Genomic DNA, 19,223 nt, shown 5'->3' on the forward strand with positions numbered 1-19,223 from the left:
GACATTGCAAGCACTAAGATTGACTGAGTATCTCATTTATTCAAAAATAATAGGAGTAACACAATGTTAAAACAACTTGTAATCACAATCGCACTTGTTTCTTTATTCAGTGTATTTACACTTGCACAGGAAAAAACTGAAACAGAGAAAAAAGAATGTTCAAAAGGATGCTGTTCAGGACATAAATCACATACCACCATGGAGATGTCATACATGGATGCAGACAGCACTAATAAGCATTCCGAAATGAAATCTGATAAAAAAATGGACAATATGAATCATGAAATGAAATCTGATTCTCTAACGGAAAGCTCAATTATTCGTAAAGGTGAAATTGATCTGAAAGTAATTGATGAAAACAAAGATGGTAAAGTTTATCAGGATCAGATGTGCTGGAATGTAATCTCCGATAAACCCGGAGAATGTCCTCAATGTGGAATGACTTTAAAAGAAGTATCCCTGGAGAAAGCTAAAGAGAATCTTATCAAACACAATTTCAAAGTGAAATAAAGTGTAATTAACTAAATTGAAAGGTAAAAAAATGTTAACGATTATAGACAATAAAAAGTCTTTAGGAGTACAGTTTATATTATTGATAGTTCTGTTTCTGAACACTACTGGCACTGCTCAACAGATGCATGATAATATGCATAATAATATGAATCAGATGATGCAGAACAATATGATGCAAATGCAGCAAATGATGGAGCACATGAATCAAATGTCTGCACAGATGAATAGTATGACCAACCAAATGAAAAATATGGAACAGATGCAGCATACAAAAGACATGATGAATTTTATGGAAAACATGAATGAAATGTCAGGTGAAATGAACAACCTTCTGAATCATATGAATGACATGATGAAAAATTATGAGATGATGAAGAATGAAAAGATGCAAAGTCAGATGAAAGAGATGATGGATAATATGAAGGGAATGATGAATAACTATGATGAAATGATGAAACAATTACAGCAAGAGAAGATAAAGTGAAAAAGAGAATCAGAGTAATAGCTTGCTATAAGAAATCTGTCAGTATTTCTGCTGCACATATTTTTCTTATTGGCACACTCGCATTTTCTTCTACAGCAGCACAGGATAGGTTTTCTGTCAGCACTTCTCTTACTGCGGTGGGTGGAACTTTGTCTGATGGTTCTCATAATATGGCTTATTACCTGTACGGCGGAATCCGATATCAGGCTCAGGATTATTACCTGAGCCTGAGTTTACCATTGGTATTCAACTCATCCGGTTCTTATACACAACTTGGAGGAATGTACTTTCCAAATGGAAGTGGAAATGGAAATAACTTTGGCGGGGGTATGCATGGCTCGGGTGGTCAAGGATCAATGATGAACGGAAGTTTGGGAATGTCGGCTCTGAATACAGGTATTGGAGATATGTATCTTTATGGCAGTTATACTTTTGTTAAAGAAACAAATTCATTACCGGCTTTTTCATCTGACGGATTTGTAAAATTTCCGACAGCTTCACCTTCCCTAAACATCGGTACTGGTAAATATGATTTTAATCTTGCAGTAAGTGCAAGAAAATTTATTGGAACTTTTTTGTTTTATGTTCAAACCGGATATTTATTCTTAGGAAATTCTTCAGAGGATAGTATTGAGAATCCGATTACATTTAGTGCAGGCGTTGGTAACAATTTTGGCGGAGGCAATCATCTGTTGCTTATTGAATATGATTCGTACTCAACCATTGTACCGGGATTTGCTTCCCCAAAACAACTATCAGTTGGGTACACATATTTGATAAATTCCGGTCTGGGTTATACAATGATTGGCTCTGTTGGATTGAACAATTCAACTTCTGACTATACAATTTCTGCAGGATTTAATTTTATTTTATAAAAAAAAGTTGGGATTATGGAAATACTTGTTGGTTTAGGTTTCATTGGTGTTATCGTTTTCATTGGTTTTAGAAAGTTTAAAAAAGCAAGCAAAGGGAAAGATTGCTGTAAATAAATATTTAAAATATGAAACAGAGATTGCTATGTAATATTATTATCGAATCAAACAATAGTTTAATACAAAAAAGTAACCCGCTAAATTATTAACAACTAAAGGAGGTCCTGAAATGAAGAATGTAATTGTGTTAGCTTTGGTTTTTGTTGTGTATTCCGGTGTTATTATAACAGCCCAGCAAGAACATCAGCATCAAAACAAAAAAGATGCAACTGTTGTTACAACAAAGGGCGATACGACATCTGCTTCACATAATGTTAGCCCTAAAATAACTGCATCAATGAAAGAAATTATAGAACATTATCTGCATCTGAAAAATGCCTTGGTGAATGACAATTCGAAAGATGCAGCAGCCTCCGGTAAAGAATTAGTTGCTGCGTTAGGAAAACTGGATAAAAATTCTTTAAGTCCTGAACAAAGGAAATTTTATGAAGATGTTGAAGAAGATGCTAAAGAAAATGCAGAACATATAAGTGAGAATGCCGGCAAGATAGATCATCAAAGGGAACATTTTGATATGCTCACTACAGATGTGTACGATCTGGTAAAAGAATTTGGCGGCGGCCAGGTTTTATATAAGCTTTTTTGCCCTATGTACAATGATAAGAAAGGAGCTTATTGGTTAAGCGAATCTAAAACAATAAAGAATCCGTATTATGGTAAAAAGATGCTTACCTGTGGATCTGTTAAGGAAGAAATAAAATGACTTCCGGAACTGCAGTAAAAAAAATATCACTTAGGATACTGGCTGCATTGCTTGTCATATTTATTGCGATCCAATTTATACGACCTGACCGTAATATCAGCGGTCAGCTATTTCAAACGGATATATCAAAAACATTCAATATTCCGGCAGATGTGCATACTCTTATAAAAAATGCATGTTATGATTGTCATAGTAATAATACCAACTATCCGTGGTATTCTAATATTCAACCGATAGGATGGTTTTTAGCAAATGATATTAAGAATGGCAAAGCTCAAATTAATTTCAGTGAGTTTGGTTCTCTTTCTAAAAGAAGACAAATAAGCAAGCTGCGGGGAATTGAGACTCAAATTAAAAATGATGCTATGCCTTTGCCTGCATATCGGCTGCTACACAAAGAAGCGCAACTGTCCGAGGAACAGAAAGAACGGCTAATTAACTGGATCAGAAATACAAGAGACAGTCTTTCTTTAAATAGATAAAAACTTAATAATATCTTTATGAAAAAAACTATTATCACTCTGTTATTCTTCATTTGGACTTCGATAACAATCTTTGCCCAACTTATCCCAACCACATCCGGGAAAACTGTCCGTTACGATTTATACATTGCTGATACAATCGTTACACTTGGCGGAGAAGAAAAACGTGCTATAGCAGTAAACGGACAAATTCCAATGCCTACATTAACATTTACGGAAGGCGACACAGCAGAAATATGGGTTCACAATAATCTGGATGAAGAAACATCACTGCACTGGCACGGCCTCTTTCTTCCTAACAGGTATGATGGTGTTCCAAATCTCACACAGAATCCTATTGCACCACATACAACTCATTTATATAAATTCCCGATCATTCAGCACGGTACGCATTGGTATCACAGCCACTCACGTTTCCAGGAACAAATTGGTATGTACGGCGCTTTTATAATGCTTAAAAGAAACGATGAACCGGAAATACCGACATTGAACCTTGTACTAAGTGAATGGACAAATATAAATCCGGAAGAAGTACACCGAAGTCTTAAAGCAGCTTCCGATTGGTTTGCAATTCAAAAGGGTGCAACTCAAAGTTATGGAGAAGCATTGATCAGCGGACATTTGGGAACTAAAATCACCAATGAGTGGAAGCGGATGAATGCGATGGATGTAAGCGATGTATATTATGATAATTTTTTGATAAACGGGAAAAACCAAAATGAAGAACCGCAGTTTAAAGCAAGTGACAAAGTACGGCTGCGTATCTCCAATGCAGGTGCATCAGATTACTTTTGGCTTACTTACTCTGGTGGTAAAATTACTGTTGTTGCCACCGACGGTAATGATGTAGAACCGGTTGAAGTTGATAGATTAATTATAGCTGTCTCAGAAACTTATGATGTGATTGTCACCATTCCCGAAAACAAAAGTTATGAATTTCTCGTAACCCCGGAAGACCGTACAGGGTCAGCTTCTTTGTGGTTAGGAAGCGGGGAAAAGGTTCCCGCACAAAAACTGCCAAAGTTGAAATATTTTGCCGGAATGAAAATGATGAATGATATGATGGATATGAACGGCAATATTATTGAAATGGAAGGAATGAGGATGCAGAATCAGCAGATGGATATGAATACTGTTATGTATCCGGAAATCACAGGTTATAATGAAATGGAAGATATAGATATGCAGGAGATGGGACATCATCATCAAAATCAGGAAGAGCAGGATATTGTAACACTGAACTACGAGATGCTGAAGAGTACCAAAAAAACAACTTTGCCTGATGGACCAGTCAGAGAATTGAAATTTGAATTGACCGGAAATATGAACCGCTATGTTTGGTCAATGGATAATAAAACACTTTCTGAAAGCGATAAAATACTAATCAGGAAAGTTGAAAATCTTAGAATAATTCTTTTCAATAATAGTATGATGCGCCATCCAATGCACTTGCACGGTCATGATTTCAGATTGCTGAACGGACAAGGTGAATATGCAATTATGAAAAATATTATTGACATTATGCCAATGGAAAGAGATACAATAGAATTTGCTGCTTCAGAGCCGGGCGGAGATTGGTTTTTTCACTGCCATATTCTTTACCACATGATGTCAGGAATGGGCAGGGTTTTCAGCTACGAAAATTCTCCTCCGAATCCTGATCTGTCTGATCCTGAAAATGCTATTCAAAGACTTTATGATGATGATCGTGAATTTCATCTTATGGGGCGGGCAGGTGTGGAAAGCAATGGAAGTGATGGAGAAGCTATGTATTCCAATACCCGCTGGAAACTGCAAACTATATGGCATCTGGGTTATCACGACGAGCATAGCTATGAGAGTGAAACATTTATCGGGCGATATCTTGACCATATGCAGTGGTTGTTTCCTTACATCGGCTTTGATTATCATTTTAAAAAAGAAGGCGGACCAAAAAATATTTTTGGCGATGAAGAAAAAAATATGTTTGGTCAAAAGAGTAATAAAAATGATCGCCAAACAATTGTAGCTGGTATTGCATATACATTACCTTTGCTGTTTATTGCTGATGCAAGAGTTGATAGTGATGGTAAGTTCCGTTTTCAATTAAGCAGGGAAGATATATCTATAACAAGCCGTTTACGTTTCAACATGATGGTAAATACAGATAAAGAATACATGGCGGGTTTCCGGTACATTCTTACAAAATATTTTTCAGCCTCTACACATTATGACAGCGATATGGGCTTAGGTGTGGGAATAACTGTTACATACTAAAAGTTAAAATATCTGGTTTTAACTATGTTAGGAAACAAATGAAATCACGACATTCTGATGAAAATCATTCTCATATTGATGTGAACACCATCATTAATAATTTGTTCTTATTATAAAGAAGAATCAGACAATTCTTTTAATCGAATCTTGCTGTAGACTTAATTTTGGTTATTAACAAGCATCCTATTTTTTAAGGAGGAAGCTATGAATCAGGATCACAAACATAATCATCACCATAATGAACATATGGAGCACCATAGTCACTCAGAAATGCATCATTCAGAACATGCTGGCAAAGTTTCTGATAAAACCATGGATCATAAAAAGCAAAAGCATAGCGGACATAGCCATTCTGAACATGAGGGACATACGATTGAAGGATTCCGTAAGCGGTTCTGGGTTTCAGTTATAGTTACAATCCCGATTCTTATTATCTCACCAATGATCCATCATTTTCTCGGGCTTAAAGAAGCTTTGCGTTTCACTGGTGATAGTTATGTATTGTTTGTTCTTTCCACTTTCGTCTATTTCTATGGCGGCTATCCTTTCTTAAAAGGTCTGGTTGATGAACTGAAAAACAAGCAGCCCGGAATGATGACTTTAATTGCACTTGCAATTTCAGTTGCTTATTTCTACAGCAGTGCCGTTGTTTTCGGAGTTAAAGGCGAAGTCTTTTTCTGGGAACTTGCAACGCTGATTGATATTATGCTTCTGGGTCACTGGATTGAAATGAAATCGGTAATGGGAGCTTCAAAAGCACTTGAAGAACTTGCCAGACTTATGCCAGACGAAGCTCATAAAATTGATGATACTGGAAATATTGCTGATGTTCCTGTTTCAGAACTTAAGCATAAAGATAAATTATTAATTAAACCCGGAGAGAAAATTCCTGCTGATGGAAAAATCTATGAAGGAAAGACATCAATTAATGAAGCGATGATCACAGGCGAATCAAAACCTGTTTCCAAAAGTGTAGGTGATAATGTAATCGGCGGATCGATAAACGGTGAAGGTTCAATCAAAATTGAGGTTGAGAAAATTGGTGATGAAACTTTTCTTTCACAGATAGTAATGCTGGTTAAGGAAGCACAGGAAAGTAAATCCAAAACTCAAAACCTTGCGAACAGAGCAGCATTCTGGTTAACGATTATTGCAATCAGCGCTGGTGCAATTACAATGTTTGTCTGGCTTATGTTCACCGGCGAAAGTTTCAACTTTGCATTATCGCGAACAGTAACAGTAATGGTTATAACCTGTCCTCATGCACTTGGGCTTGCGATTCCCTTAGTTGTTGCAGTTTCTACAGCACTTTCTGCGAAACATGGATTATTAATTAGAAACAGAAACGCCTTTGAACAAGCAAGGAATATTCAGGCAATTATTTTTGATAAGACAGGAACATTAACAAAAGGTGAGTTCGGAGTAACAGAAACAATTTCTTTTGATGAAAACTTTGACGAAAAAGAAATTCTAAAATATGCTGCAGCAGTTGAATCAGAATCAGAACATCCGATTGCACAGGGAATTGTTAATTCAACAAAAGAAAAATTTGAAGTAAAGAATTTTAATTCTATACCGGGCAAAGGTGCCGAAGGAAATGTGAATGGAAAAGATGTAAAAGTAGTTAGTCCCGGCTATCTTGAAGAGAATAAAATTGAATTTCAAGAAAAAGATAAGATTGAAAAATTATCTGCTCAGGGTAAAACCGTTGTATTTGTTCTTATTGATAACAAAGTAATTGGTGCTATTGCCTTAGCTGACATTATCAGGGAAGAATCAAAAGAAGCAATAAAACAACTTAAAGAGTTAGGAATAAAAACAATGATGCTTACCGGTGATAACAAGAAGGTTGCAAAATGGGTTGCTGATGAAATTCAACTAGATGATTATTTTGCGGAAGTGCTGCCCGATAAGAAAGCAGAGAAAGTTAAAGAGGTGCAGAGTCGTGGGATGATTGTGGCAATGACAGGGGATGGAGTGAACGATGCACCCGCACTAGCACAAGCTGATATAGGTATTGCTATTGGTACAGGAACAGATGTAGCTGTTGAGACTGCGGACATTATCCTAGTAAAAAGCAATCCGAAAGATGTTGTTTCATTAATTAAATTCGCAAAAGCAACTTATAACAAAATGGTTCAGAATTTAATTTGGGCAACGGGTTATAATATTATTGCAATACCACTGGCTGCAGGAGTGCTTTACTCAGAAGGTATAATTCTTAGTCCCGCACTTGGAGCTGTACTGATGTCACTAAGTACAATTATTGTAGCAATAAATGCCCGATTGTTAAAAATATCCTAAGTATTTAGTTATCAATTACAAATTTATTGTTAATTGTATCATTTAATTAGAAAACGTTCTGAGTCCGGATTTTAACTTTTACAATTCATCCGAAGAAATTATTTGTGTCTTCTGAAGTGCAGGCGATAAAAAACCTGCACGGTTTGGATTCAACAGATGCAGTATAAGATTCAGTTAAAGAAGGGACAGAAAATTTTAAGATGATTAAAAGCGGAAATCTAGTCTGCAATTACTGGTTCATTATAGAATGGATGCATATTAAATAACCGTTTTATTATATTTGCTTCAGAAATTCATATGAGACGATCTTTTATTCTTAAAATATTACCTGCAATTTTTTTGTTTGCTCTGGCTTTCAACTTTATTCATTCTGAAATATTAGAACAGTTTGAAGGTAAAAGCGAATGTCAACAAACTTATGATTATTGTAAACTGATCAAGGAAGCCTCTGTAAAAACTTCAATAAGCGATAAAAATGCGACTCAGGTTTTTATTCATATTGATTTCATCTGTCCATCATTGCTAAAATTTGAACTTCAGAAAGAACTTTACGAGAAACACCAAAATTTTTGCTTTTATCATTTAGTACTTCCCTCTACTTATCTCTTAAACAGAACTTTACTAATTTGATTTTAAGTCACTTCCTGATTTCAAATTAAATTTTTTTTCCTTCGGAATCAATTAATATTATTTATCAGTTAAGGAGCGCCTATGCTTAAAACTTTCTTTTTGTTCATATCAGTTTGTTTAGTAACAAATGTATATGCACAGGATACTAACAATGTTATAAAATTATCTCTGGACAAAGCAATCGAAATTAGTCTGCAGTACAACCCCGAAATAATTTCTGCTTCAAAAGAAATTGAGGCTTCCGTGGGAAAAGTTCTTCAGGCAGGAAGAATACAAAATGCAGAGCTTTCATTTGAAGTAAACGAGATTCCGAATATTTATGAATTTGGAAACGCCGGCGAGCTCGATATAAACTTTAATCAGCCGATTGAGTTTTTCGGGAAAAGAAGTAATAGAATTCAGGCTGCAGAAAATCAGAAACGAATTGCCGAATTAAATTATGAAAGAGTTAAAAAATTAATTACAGCTCAAGTTAAGAAGATTTATTACAGAGGACTTCTCGCAAATCAGATAGTTGAGAGCATTGAATCAAACATAAATCTTCTTAATGATTTTCTTGCTCAGGTTACCGACCGCTATCAAGCTGGTACTAGCAGCTATCTTGATGTTATTCGTGCAAAGGTAGAAACAGCAAGATTAAAGAATGAGCTTTTTGAGGCACGGAAAAATTATCAGCAGGTAATAGCACAATTAAATATTCTTTTAGGAAATGACTACGGAACCGGGTTTAAATTCACTGACTCTTTAAGCTATAAATATTCAGAAATAAAAAATGATACTATCATTGAATTTTACTCTTCTCAAAGTAACTTTCTGAAAATAATTGAACTTCAGGTACAGCAGAATAAATCAGCTTTATCCCTTTCTCAGAAAAATGCCTTGCCCGATTTTAACTTTGGTCTGGCATTTCAGAATCGTCAATCACTGCCGTTAAAAGGTTTTGATCAATATTTTGGATTAAAGATAGGCCTATCTCTGCCAATGTTTTATTCAACCGGAGTGCAAGGTGATGTTCAGGAAGCAGAAGCTAATCTTTCTATTGCTGAAGTTCGTTATCAGTCTGCTAAAATAAAAGTTACTCAAAGGATCAGAACAGCGCTTAATAATCTTCTCTTTGCCGAAGAACAGTTGAGATTGTTTGATACCTCACTCCTGAGAGATATTGAAGATGAACTTCGTGCCGGAATTACTGCATATCAAAACAATCAGATTGATTTGCTGAATCTGTTTGATATTTACAGAACATATCGTGCAACCAAAGTCGAATATTCACGCACAGTTTACAATACACTTGTTGCATTAGCTGAGCTTGAAACTGCAGCAGAAAAATGGAACACGGATTTAACTGATTAATCTGATTTGCACGGATAAAGTTTTCTATCAGAATCCAGCATCTTTAACAGGTCAATTATTGAAATATTGGTTATAAAAATTTTTAAGGAGACAAAATGAATAAAAGATTAATTCTAATTTACTTAATAACAACTGCTTTTCTGTTTGTTAGTTGTGACAATCAAACAGATGAAAACAATGAAAGCAAGAATTATCCTGAAAGAAACCACACAGATGTAAAAAGCGAAATTGCTCTCACTTCTCACCAGATTCAACATATTGATTTAAAAACAGAAACTGTTGAAATTAAAGAAGTTGATATCCCTCTGATTCTTTCGGGTAGAATTGCCTTGAATGAAGCATTAACTGCCCACATTACTTCACGCATCAGAGGTAGAATCGAAAAGGTTCGTGCACTTATTTCGGATCGTGTGAATAAGGATGATGTTATTCTTGAACTTTACAGCCAGGATTTTCTGGCGATGCAATCCGAATTTATTCAGGCAGAAGAGAGATTAAAGAGAATAAACGAAAACGATCCAGAATATGCAACCGCAAAATCAATTTATGAATCAGCGAAAAAGAAACTTGAAGTAATTGGATTAAACCAAAAAGAAATTCAGAATCTTGCTGATAATCATTCTCCATTAACCTTGCTTCCTGTTCGTGCACCTTTTGCAGGAACATTGATAAGCGGTGAAGCTCGTCTTGGGGAATTTGTTGATGTTGGTCAGGATTTTTTCATTCTTGCAAATCTTCAGAACCTTTGGGTGCTTGCAGATGTTTTTGAAAAAGATCTGACTTTAATAAGAGAAGGAATAACCGGCGAAGTAATTCCCGCTGCCTATCCAAATGATTCATTCAAAGCTAAGCTGACAAGAATTTATGATGTGGTTGAATCTGCTTCCCGCACAATCAAGGCAAGATTTGAAGTATCTAACACAGCCAGCAAACTGAAACCGGAAATGTTTGTAACCGTTAAAGTCTTTTCAAAACTTGGAGGCAAAAATCCGAAAGTTTCCACCACTGCAATTATGAAAGAGAAAAATGGTGCTTATGTTTTTGTCGCATTAAATGATACTACATTTCAAAGAAGAGAAATCAGCTTAGGTAAAGAAACTAAAGATTATACCGAAATTCTTAATGGGCTAAAAGCCGGAGAAAAAGTTGTAACAAGAGGAACATTTTATCTTAAATCCGAGCTTTCAAAAGAAACCTTTATGGAGGATGAACACTGATGATTAATAAAATAATTCTCTTCGCAGTCCGCCAAAGAATGTTTGTAATGCTCGGAGTTATTGCCTTGATTATCGGCGGAATTATTGCCTCCAACCAATTACCGATTGATGCTGTTCCTGACATTACTACAAACCAGGTTCAGATATTTACTGTTGCACCTGCGTTAGCACCACAGGAAATTGAACGGCTTGTTTCATATCCTATCGAAGTCGCAATGCAAAACCTTCCTGACATTGAAGAAGTTCGTTCTGTTTCAAAGTTTGGTCTATCGGCAGTAACAGTAATATTTAAAGAAAATGTTGATACTTATTTTGGAAGGCAGCTCGTATTTGAACGGCTTCAGGAAGCAAAAGGGGATTTACCCGCAGGACTTGAACCGGAACTTGGACCAGTAACAACAGGGCTTGGTGAAGTTTATCAATATCAGGTTGTTGGTGAAGGTTATACTCCGATGGAACTTCGTTCAATTCAGGACTGGATAATTTCCAAACAACTTGCTGGAATACCTGGATTGGCAGAAATTAATACTTTTGGCGGCGAGCTGAAACAGTACCAGGTTCAAATTGATCCGCAAAAACTTTTGAAGTATAACCTTTCCCTGCGTGATGTAATTGAAGCAGTTGAAAAAAACAACGCAAACGCTCCTGGTGGATACATTGAGCATAAACAGGAGCAATACATTGTTGTTGGCGAAGGACTTGCCAAAACAATATCTGATATCGAAAACATTATTGTTAAAGCTAATGATGGAATTCCGATTTTTGTAAAAGATGTTGCTCAGGTTCAGGAAGGCGCAGCGATTCGTCAGGGTGCTGCAACCTTAAATGGCAAAACTGAAATTGTTGCCGGAATGACTATGATGCTTAAAGGTGAAAATGCAAGATTAGTTACAGAGAGAGTCAAAGAGCGTGTGAAAGAAATAGAAAAAAATCTTCCCTCAGGAGTTCGTATCGTTCCTTTCTATGAAAGAACAGAATTGGTTGAAAAAACAATCCGGACAGTGATCAGAAACCTTACCGAAGGTGGTTTGCTTGTTATCCTGATACTTTTCCTTCTGCTGATGAATCTGCGCGGTGGTTTTATCGTTGCGTCAGTTATTCCTCTATCAATGTTATTTGCATTAATTATGATGAAGCTTAATGGGATCTCCGGTAATCTCATGTCGCTTGGAGCAATTGATTTTGGAATTATTGTTGACGGTGCAGTTGTACTGATGGAAAATGCAATTCGTAAACTTCATGAAAGACAACATTCAACCAAAAAAACTGAAGGTGTGCAACAAACATTAATCGGTTCTTTTTTAGAAGTCGGAAGACCACTTGTATTTGGAGTTTCAATAATTATCATTGTTTATCTTCCAATTCTAACTCTGCAGGGAACTGAAGGAAAAATGTTCAAACCAATGGCTTACACTGTCGTCTTTGCTCTTATTGGTGCGTTGTTCCTGACTTTAACTTATGTTCCGGTTGCAAGCACTTTCTTCTTTAAGAATGGAAAGGTAGCGGAGAAAGAAAGTCCGGTAATAAAATTCCTGAAACCCCGTTATAATAAAACTCTTCTCTTTGCATTAAAGCATAAGATAATTGTGGTTGCAAGTGTAGCTTTAATCTTTATTGCTTCACTGATTTTGTTCACTAGATTAGGAGGAGAATTTATTCCTACACTTGATGAAGGTGATATACTTATTGAATTAAGACGATTGCCCAGTATTTCTCTTACCGAATCAATTCATACTGCACAGATGCTTGAAGCTGAATTAAAATCCATACCTGAAGTCATAAGCGTTGTTACCAAAACCGGCAGACCTGAAATTGCAACCGATCCGATGAGTATTTATCAAAGCGATGTTTATATAAAGATGCTACCACGAGAGGAATGGAAAACTGCAAAAACAAAAGACGAAATGATCGCTAAGATGACTGAAGTGATGAACAGAATTCCCGGTATTGGTGGAGGATTTTCACAGCCGATTGAAATGCGCTTCAATGAATTAATTGCAGGGGTTCGTTCGGATGTGGGTGTGAAAATTTTTGGCGAGGATCTCGATACTCTTGCACGCATTGCAAATGATGTCGCTGAATTGATGCAGAGAATAAAGGGTTCTGCTGATATTCGTGTCCAGCAGACAGAAGGTCTCCCTCAGCTTCGGATAGTAATTGATAGAAATAAAATTGCCCGATATGGAATAAATGTTTCTGATGTAAATATTCTAATTGAGACTGCGCTTGCAGGCACAAATGTGGGGAAAATTTATGAGGGAGAAAAGCAATTTGACCTCGTTGTAAAATTGAATCAGCAATCAAGCAATAATATTGAATCAATACAGAATTTACTCGTTCCATCAGCTAATAACGGGAACCTCATTCGTCTTGGTGATGTTGCGGATTTTATGATGATTGAAGGACCTGCAGAAATTTCTCACTCGGCGGGAAGAAGAATGATTGTTACTGAAAGCAATGTTCGTGAAAGAGATTTACAAAGTTATGTTGAAGAATTACAAATAAAGATTGATAAACAAATTTATCTTCCGGTTGGTTATCAGATTAAATATGGTGGTGAGTTTGAAAATCTTGAAAGAGCAACTGAAAGATTATATATTGTTGTCCCGATAGCATTAGGATTAATATTTATTTTATTATTTGTTTCAGTTAATTCAATCCGGCAGGCACTGATAATTTTTACGGGAATTCCTTTTGCGGTTGTGGGTGGTGTTGTTGCATTGTGGATAAGAGATATTCCGTTTTCAATATCCGCCGGCGTTGGATTCATTGCTTTGTTTGGAGTGGCAGTTCTTAACGGAGTTGTTATGCTTACTTATTATAACACACTTATTAAAGAAGGAATGAATATCAGAGATGCGGTTATCAAAGGTTCTGAAATTCGTTTGCGTCCGGTTATAACTACAGCACTGGTGGCTTCTTTAGGATTTATTCCAATGGCGATTTCAACTTCTCCCGGTGCAGAAGTGCAGAGACCGCTTGCTACAGTTGTAATCGGCGGCTTAATTACTTCAACATTGTTAACACTGGTAGTGCTGCCAACTATTTTTGATTGGGTAGAAAAAAAGAAAGAAGAAAGGGAATTATGACCGGCTTATCTCAAATAATATTAGGCGCTTTTTTATTGAGCATTGTTCACGCATCAATACCAAATCACTGGATTCCGTTGGTGGCTCTTTCAAAAGCAGAAAAGTGGAGTGAAAAACTAACACTCGGGATTACAGCAATTTCTGGTTTTGCACATACGCTTAGTACAATAATTATTGGAATAATTGTGGGATTCCTCGGTTATAAATTATCCGGTTCCTATTCATTTATTGTTGGAGTGATTGCACCAGGCATCTTGATTCTTCTTGGAAGTGTTTATCTTGTGCTGAGTATCAGGGCAAACAAACATCATCATCACCATCATCATTCTCATGAAATTAATATTGATGAAGTTAAAAAGAGAACAACTAAAGCAATAATTCTTACACTTACAATTTCGATGTTCTTTTCTCCTTGTCTTGAAATTGAAGCATATTTTTTTGTTGCAAGCAAACTCGGCTGGCAAGGAATAATTTCGGTTTCGATTATCTATACTGTAATTACCATTGCCGGAATGCTTCTGCTTGTGTGGCTTGGAAAGAAAGGTGTGAAAAAGATAAAGTCACATTTCCTTGAACACCATGAAAAAACAATTACAGGTGCTTTATTAATCATTCTGGGAATTGCCGGATATTTTATTAGTTAAAGAAAAGAATCAATAGGTCATTTTTTATGAAAAAATATCAACTGAAAAATATTGATTGTGCTTCGTGTGCTGCAAAGATTGAAGACGAACTTTCAAAAATTGTAATGATTGGATACTTGTGCAATCTTCCATTAGTAAACGGTACACCAGATGCGTTTTTCGATGTGCAGAAAACCCTTTACAGATTCAGAATTTTAAACGGTTCCAACGCAAGAGTCTATAAACTGGCACTATCAGATAATAGTAATTTCTGGCTAATTGCTTCTGATTCAGGATTGAAAGATCATCCGGCTCAGATTAATAATTTTTTCTTAGCACCCGGCGAGCGAGCTGATATTCTGATTGATTTTTCTAATTATACAGTCGGGGAATCTGTAGTATTGAAATCTCTTCCGTTCTCAGGAACGGGTGGAACTTATCCTCAGGGATTGGAAATGAATGTTCTTACTTTTAATATAATCGGAAATGGAAACTCAAATGGAATAGTGCCCGATAATCTGTCAACTATCGAATACTATAATGTTAATGACATAAGAAGGACGAGAAACTTTACTCTTACCAGGATTATGACAGGTAGCAATATGCATAGAATCAACGGGTTAACATTCGATATAAACAGGATTGATGAAATAATTATTAAGGATGAACTTGAAGAATGGAAATTCATTAACAACACAAATGAATATCACCCGATGCACATACACGGTGTTATGTTTCAGGTTTACTCACGAAACGGAAATACCACTATTCCGCCCAATGATAAAGGTTGGAAGGATACAGTACTTATAAATCCCAATGAAACAGTTAGTGTACTTGTAAAGTTTGTTGACTATTCCGGAACATATCTTCTTCATTGCCATAATCTTGAACACGAAGATGATGGAATGATGATTAACATAAGAATTGATAATCCCACCGATGTTGATGATGAAATTACTTCACCGGGAAATTTTGAACTTTATCAGAACTATCCTAATCCGTTTAATTCATCAACAAAGATTTCGTACAGACTAAAGACACCTGCCAGACAGGTAAGTTTATCTATTTACGATGTTAAAGGAAATCTTATCGAAACATTATTTGATGGTCAACAGTCAGCCGGAGAATATTCTTTTGTCTGGAATGCTTCAGATTATTCAAGTGGAACATATTTTCTTAAAATGAATGTAGATGGAATTTTTAAGACGATTAAATTGATTTACTTAAAATAATTTTGTTAAAAAAACAGACTGATAATCCAATTTGCTCGGGAAAATAAAATGTTGTTTCTTCATCTTGTTTAAGAAATCTATCAAGCTCAAATCAACATTTATTTTTATCAACCAACGATTGTTGATGTCGAGGCTTTTTATAAACATTTATTCCTGAATTGAATGTTTTAATACAATACTATCAAATAAAATTGCTTTATCCTGTAATAAATTTTTTAACTAAACCTTACATATTCCTGATAAATCAAATCTGAATGCCCTTATTAAAAATTAGGTCTGTTAATCCTGCAAACGAACTTATCTAAATTTGATTGTCAATTTTAATCTTAAATTTTCGATTATTAATATGGATAAAGGACAATTAATCAGAAGAATTTTACTTAAGAACTTCAATTAATGAACATTTGTTTTGCTTTGAATCACCACAGATTTCAGTTAAGTTGATTTTTTAATGATTGTTAATTAAATAAGAGTCGGAAAATCTGATATAAAGGAAAGAGGAAAATGATAGATAAAGAAAAAGAAAATCTGGCATTAGAATATTTTGAAAAAGCTTACAGGTTGCACATAGGTGGAAAAATTCAGGAAGCCATTAAAGCTTACAGAAAATCACTTCAGTATTATCCTACTGCCAAAGCACACACTTATCTTGGTTGGGCTTTAAGTCTTGAAAAAAAATTTGAGGAAGCTATTGAGGAATGTAAAATCGCAATTGAATTAGATCCAGATTATGGAAATCCTTATAATGACATTGGAACTTACCTGCTTGCACTCAACAAATATGATGATGCTGTTTATTGGTTTCAAAAAGCTCTGGATGCTAAGGATTACTCCACACGATATATTCCGTTCTATCATTTGGGAAAAATTTATGAGCTCAGAGGATCTTATTTTACAGCACTGAAATATTACTCAGATTCACTTGAGCTGAATCCGGAATTCGAACCTGCAAAAACAGCTTATTACAAACTCATTGCAATGATGAATTAACATTTAATTGCAGAACTTTACCCGTATTGTTAAATTGTTATACAAAATTTTATTCATTTAACAGTTCATCTTAATGAAAGTCAGCGAAATTTTATCCAAAGAATTTATTATTGCAGAACTTGAAAGTTCTGATAAAGAATCTGCTATTAACGAACTTATTGATTTATTTAAAAATGATCCGAGAGTTGAAGACATTGAAAAGGTAAGAAATGCCGTGCTAGAAAGAGAAAATATAATGTCAACCGGCGTTGGAAAAGGTTTTGCAATTCCACACGGTAAAACTGATGCGGTGAAAGAAATAATAGCAGCTTTCGGAAGAAAGAAAGATGGTATTGATTACGATGCTCTTGATGGTAATCCTGTTAGTTTGATTTTTCTTTTAGTCGGAAAAGAAACAATGATTAGTGCGCATATTAAACTGCTCAGCAGAATATCCCGTATGATGAACAAAGATGATTTCAGAATAAGACTTATGAATGCTGAGACATCAGACGAGATTATGAATGTGTTTCTGGAAGAAGAAAAAAGTTATCTCGAAATCTGAGCTTATTACAAACCTCAATTAGAATTTTTATGATCAAAGCAATAACCGGTACCAGGGATATCCTTCCATCCGAAATCAGAAAATGGTATCATCTCGAAAATCTTGTTAAAAAAATTTTTCACAATTTTAATTATAAAGAAATCAGAACACCTGTTTTTGAAGAGACAGCATTATTTGCAAGAGGAATTGGTGAAGAAACAGATATTGTTAGTAAAGAGATGTACACTTTCAAAGATAGAAGTGATACATCAGTTACTCTTAAACCTGAAATGACAGCCGGAGTGGTTCGTGCTTACATCGAACATTCACTTGGCGAAAAGCAACCTCTTACAAAAGTTTTTTATATCTCTCCGATGTTCAGACAGGAAAGACCTCAGGCAGGAAGACTTCGTCAATTCCATCAGTTTGGTGCCGAAGCTCTTGGCAGCGCTTCGCCTTTACTCGATGCTGAAATGATCGAAATGGCTTTTGAAATTTTAAGATCGCTTGGACTAAAAGATTTATCTGTAAAAATAAATTCACTCGGAATTCCTTCTGCAAGAGAAAATTATAAGAATGAACTGAGAAAATATTTATCGGATAAAAAAGATAAACTGACCGAAGAAAGTAAAATCAGATTTGAAAAAAACATTTTGAGAATTTTCGATAGTAAAGCCGAACAAGACCAGGAAATAATGAAAAATGCTCCTTTGCTGATTGACTATCTTGATGATGAAAGTAAAAATGATTTTGAAGTTGTTAAAACTTATCTGAGGAATCTAAATATACCTTTTGAAGTTGAACCAAAACTTGTTCGCGGATTGGACTACTACACTAAAACTACCTTTGAAATCATCAGCGGAAAAGTTGGAGCACAGAGTTCACTTTGCGGTGGTGGCAGATATGATTTACTTGTAGAAGAACTTGGTGGTAAATCAACTCCGGGCGTTGGCTTTGCAGCGGGAATGGAAAGAATCCTTCTTGCCTGTGAGAATGAAAATGTACTGAATCTTCCTGAACCTTCAATTGACATTTATCTTGTAAGAATTGATAATGATTTACTTTTAAAGATTTCTGAGCTTGCTTCGCAACTGAGGAAGAATGATCTAACAGTTGATTACGATTATCTGAACAGAAGTGTTAAAGCTCAGATGCGCGAGGCAAATAAAATGAATTCAAGATTTGTTTTATTTGTTGGTGGTGATGAATATAAGAATGAAGAGCTTGTACTTAAAAATTTATCAAATGGTCAGCAGGAAAATATTAAACTAAGTGAGTTGAGTACACTTATTAGTCGGGTAAAGAATTATGGCGCTTAAAAAACCAAAGGAAGTTCCTAAGATTCCCAAAGCAAGGGAAAAAACAATTGACAAACTCAAAAAAGCAATTCCCAAAAAGAAAAAAGAAGAAATAGAATTCAACTGCAAAATTTATTTTTATTACGATTCAGTCTCTAAAAAACAAAAGTATCGTTTTCAGTTAGAAACTCTGAAAATTTTTTCCGCTTTGAATTATAAAATTTCCACTCAGTCAAGAAAAGAAAAAAATGAAATTGATATAAGTGTATTGGGTTTATCAGCACAGAATGATTATCTGGTTCAAGCTCAGCCAGCAACAGCTGAAATAGATTTTGAAGATCTGTTCGGCGAATACACTTTGAACATCATCAAACAGGATGGAAGTATTAATTCAGCGATACTGAATTTTAACATATTCAAAAAAGAAATTGAACTTGTAAAAGAATTTCTCCCTCAGAAAAAGAACAACGGAAAGTTCTGCACATTTGAAATCGATAAATCAATGTTTTCATTCTCAAGTGAATTTGTTTAAAG

General features: G+C 35.3%; 17 protein-coding genes. All 17 read left to right on the top strand.

Going from position 1 to position 19,223, the window contains the following annotated elements; genetic code table 11:
* Positions 1 to 63 precede the first annotated feature (63 nt).
* The 17 genes from Q0X14_RS14770 to Q0X14_RS14850 all read left to right on the top strand — a co-directional run bounded on the left by Q0X14_RS14770 (position 64) and on the right by Q0X14_RS14850 (position 19,221).
* A complete protein-coding gene (locus Q0X14_RS14770; RefSeq protein WP_297840287.1) occupies positions 64 to 510 on the top strand; it encodes a heavy metal-binding domain-containing protein in 447 nt (148 codons plus the stop codon).
* A 31-nt stretch (positions 511 to 541) separates the two neighbouring features.
* Positions 542 to 997 (top strand): hypothetical protein, encoded by a 456-nt coding sequence (locus Q0X14_RS14775; RefSeq protein ID WP_297840290.1) that lies wholly within the window; start codon positions 542 to 544, stop codon positions 995 to 997.
* Positions 994 to 1,872 (top strand): hypothetical protein, encoded by an 879-nt coding sequence (locus Q0X14_RS14780; protein WP_297840292.1) that lies wholly within the window; start codon positions 994 to 996, stop codon positions 1,870 to 1,872. The genes Q0X14_RS14775 and Q0X14_RS14780 overlap by 4 nt, the downstream gene beginning before the upstream one ends.
* Positions 1,873 to 2,098: 226 nt before the next feature.
* Positions 2,099 to 2,692, top strand: coding sequence for a DUF3347 domain-containing protein (locus Q0X14_RS14785; RefSeq protein ID WP_297840295.1), 594 nt, complete (start codon positions 2,099 to 2,101; stop codon positions 2,690 to 2,692).
* Positions 2,689 to 3,174 carry a heme-binding domain-containing protein gene (locus tag Q0X14_RS14790; RefSeq protein ID WP_297840298.1) on the top strand — a complete coding sequence of 162 codons (486 nt, stop codon included), beginning with the start codon at positions 2,689 to 2,691 and terminating at the stop codon, positions 3,172 to 3,174. The genes Q0X14_RS14785 and Q0X14_RS14790 overlap by 4 nt, the downstream gene beginning before the upstream one ends.
* 18 nt (positions 3,175 to 3,192) lie before the next feature.
* Positions 3,193 to 5,430: a multicopper oxidase domain-containing protein gene (locus tag Q0X14_RS14795; protein ID WP_297840301.1), complete on the top strand. Its 2,238-nt coding sequence runs from the start codon at positions 3,193 to 3,195 to the stop codon at positions 5,428 to 5,430.
* Between the two features lie 204 nt (positions 5,431 to 5,634).
* Entirely contained in the window at positions 5,635 to 7,734 is a 2,100-nt protein-coding gene (locus Q0X14_RS14800; RefSeq protein ID WP_297840304.1) for a heavy metal translocating P-type ATPase, read from the top strand.
* Between the two features lie 297 nt (positions 7,735 to 8,031).
* Positions 8,032 to 8,364 (top strand): hypothetical protein, encoded by a 333-nt coding sequence (locus tag Q0X14_RS14805; RefSeq protein ID WP_297840307.1) that lies wholly within the window; start codon positions 8,032 to 8,034, stop codon positions 8,362 to 8,364.
* A gap of 81 nt (positions 8,365 to 8,445) precedes the next feature.
* Positions 8,446 to 9,717, top strand: a complete 1,272-nt coding sequence (locus Q0X14_RS14810; RefSeq protein ID WP_297840311.1) for a TolC family protein — start codon at positions 8,446 to 8,448, stop codon at positions 9,715 to 9,717.
* Positions 9,718 to 9,812: 95 nt separating this feature from the next.
* On the top strand, positions 9,813 to 10,934 hold the full coding sequence (locus Q0X14_RS14815) for an efflux RND transporter periplasmic adaptor subunit (RefSeq protein WP_297840314.1): 1,122 nt from the start codon (positions 9,813 to 9,815) through the stop codon (positions 10,932 to 10,934).
* Positions 10,934 to 14,023 (top strand): CusA/CzcA family heavy metal efflux RND transporter, encoded by a 3,090-nt coding sequence (locus tag Q0X14_RS14820; protein ID WP_297840317.1) that lies wholly within the window; start codon positions 10,934 to 10,936, stop codon positions 14,021 to 14,023. The genes Q0X14_RS14815 and Q0X14_RS14820 overlap by 1 nt, the downstream gene beginning before the upstream one ends.
* Positions 14,020 to 14,667, top strand: a complete 648-nt coding sequence (locus Q0X14_RS14825) for a hypothetical protein (protein WP_297840320.1) — start codon at positions 14,020 to 14,022, stop codon at positions 14,665 to 14,667. The genes Q0X14_RS14820 and Q0X14_RS14825 overlap by 4 nt, the downstream gene beginning before the upstream one ends.
* Before the next feature lie 26 nt (positions 14,668 to 14,693).
* The gene (locus tag Q0X14_RS14830) at positions 14,694 to 15,878 is read left to right on the top strand and encodes a multicopper oxidase domain-containing protein (RefSeq protein ID WP_297840322.1); all 1,185 of its coding nucleotides are present in this window, start codon (positions 14,694 to 14,696) and stop codon (positions 15,876 to 15,878) included.
* 504 nt (positions 15,879 to 16,382) lie between these two features.
* The gene (locus Q0X14_RS14835; protein WP_297840325.1) at positions 16,383 to 16,868 is read left to right on the top strand and encodes a tetratricopeptide repeat protein; all 486 of its coding nucleotides are present in this window, start codon (positions 16,383 to 16,385) and stop codon (positions 16,866 to 16,868) included.
* A 73-nt stretch (positions 16,869 to 16,941) separates the two neighbouring features.
* Positions 16,942 to 17,412 (top strand): PTS sugar transporter subunit IIA, encoded by a 471-nt coding sequence (locus Q0X14_RS14840; protein WP_297840328.1) that lies wholly within the window; start codon positions 16,942 to 16,944, stop codon positions 17,410 to 17,412.
* Between the two features lie 29 nt (positions 17,413 to 17,441).
* The gene (hisS, locus tag Q0X14_RS14845) at positions 17,442 to 18,710 is read left to right on the top strand and encodes a histidine--tRNA ligase (RefSeq protein WP_297840331.1); all 1,269 of its coding nucleotides are present in this window, start codon (positions 17,442 to 17,444) and stop codon (positions 18,708 to 18,710) included.
* Entirely contained in the window at positions 18,700 to 19,221 is a 522-nt protein-coding gene (locus Q0X14_RS14850; RefSeq protein WP_297840333.1) for a hypothetical protein, read from the top strand. The genes hisS and Q0X14_RS14850 overlap by 11 nt, the downstream gene beginning before the upstream one ends.
* Positions 19,222 to 19,223 lie beyond the last annotated feature (2 nt).

The sequence above is a fragment of the Ignavibacterium sp. genome (genome assembly GCF_025998815.1).
GTDB lineage: Bacteria > Bacteroidota > Ignavibacteria > Ignavibacteriales > Ignavibacteriaceae > Ignavibacterium.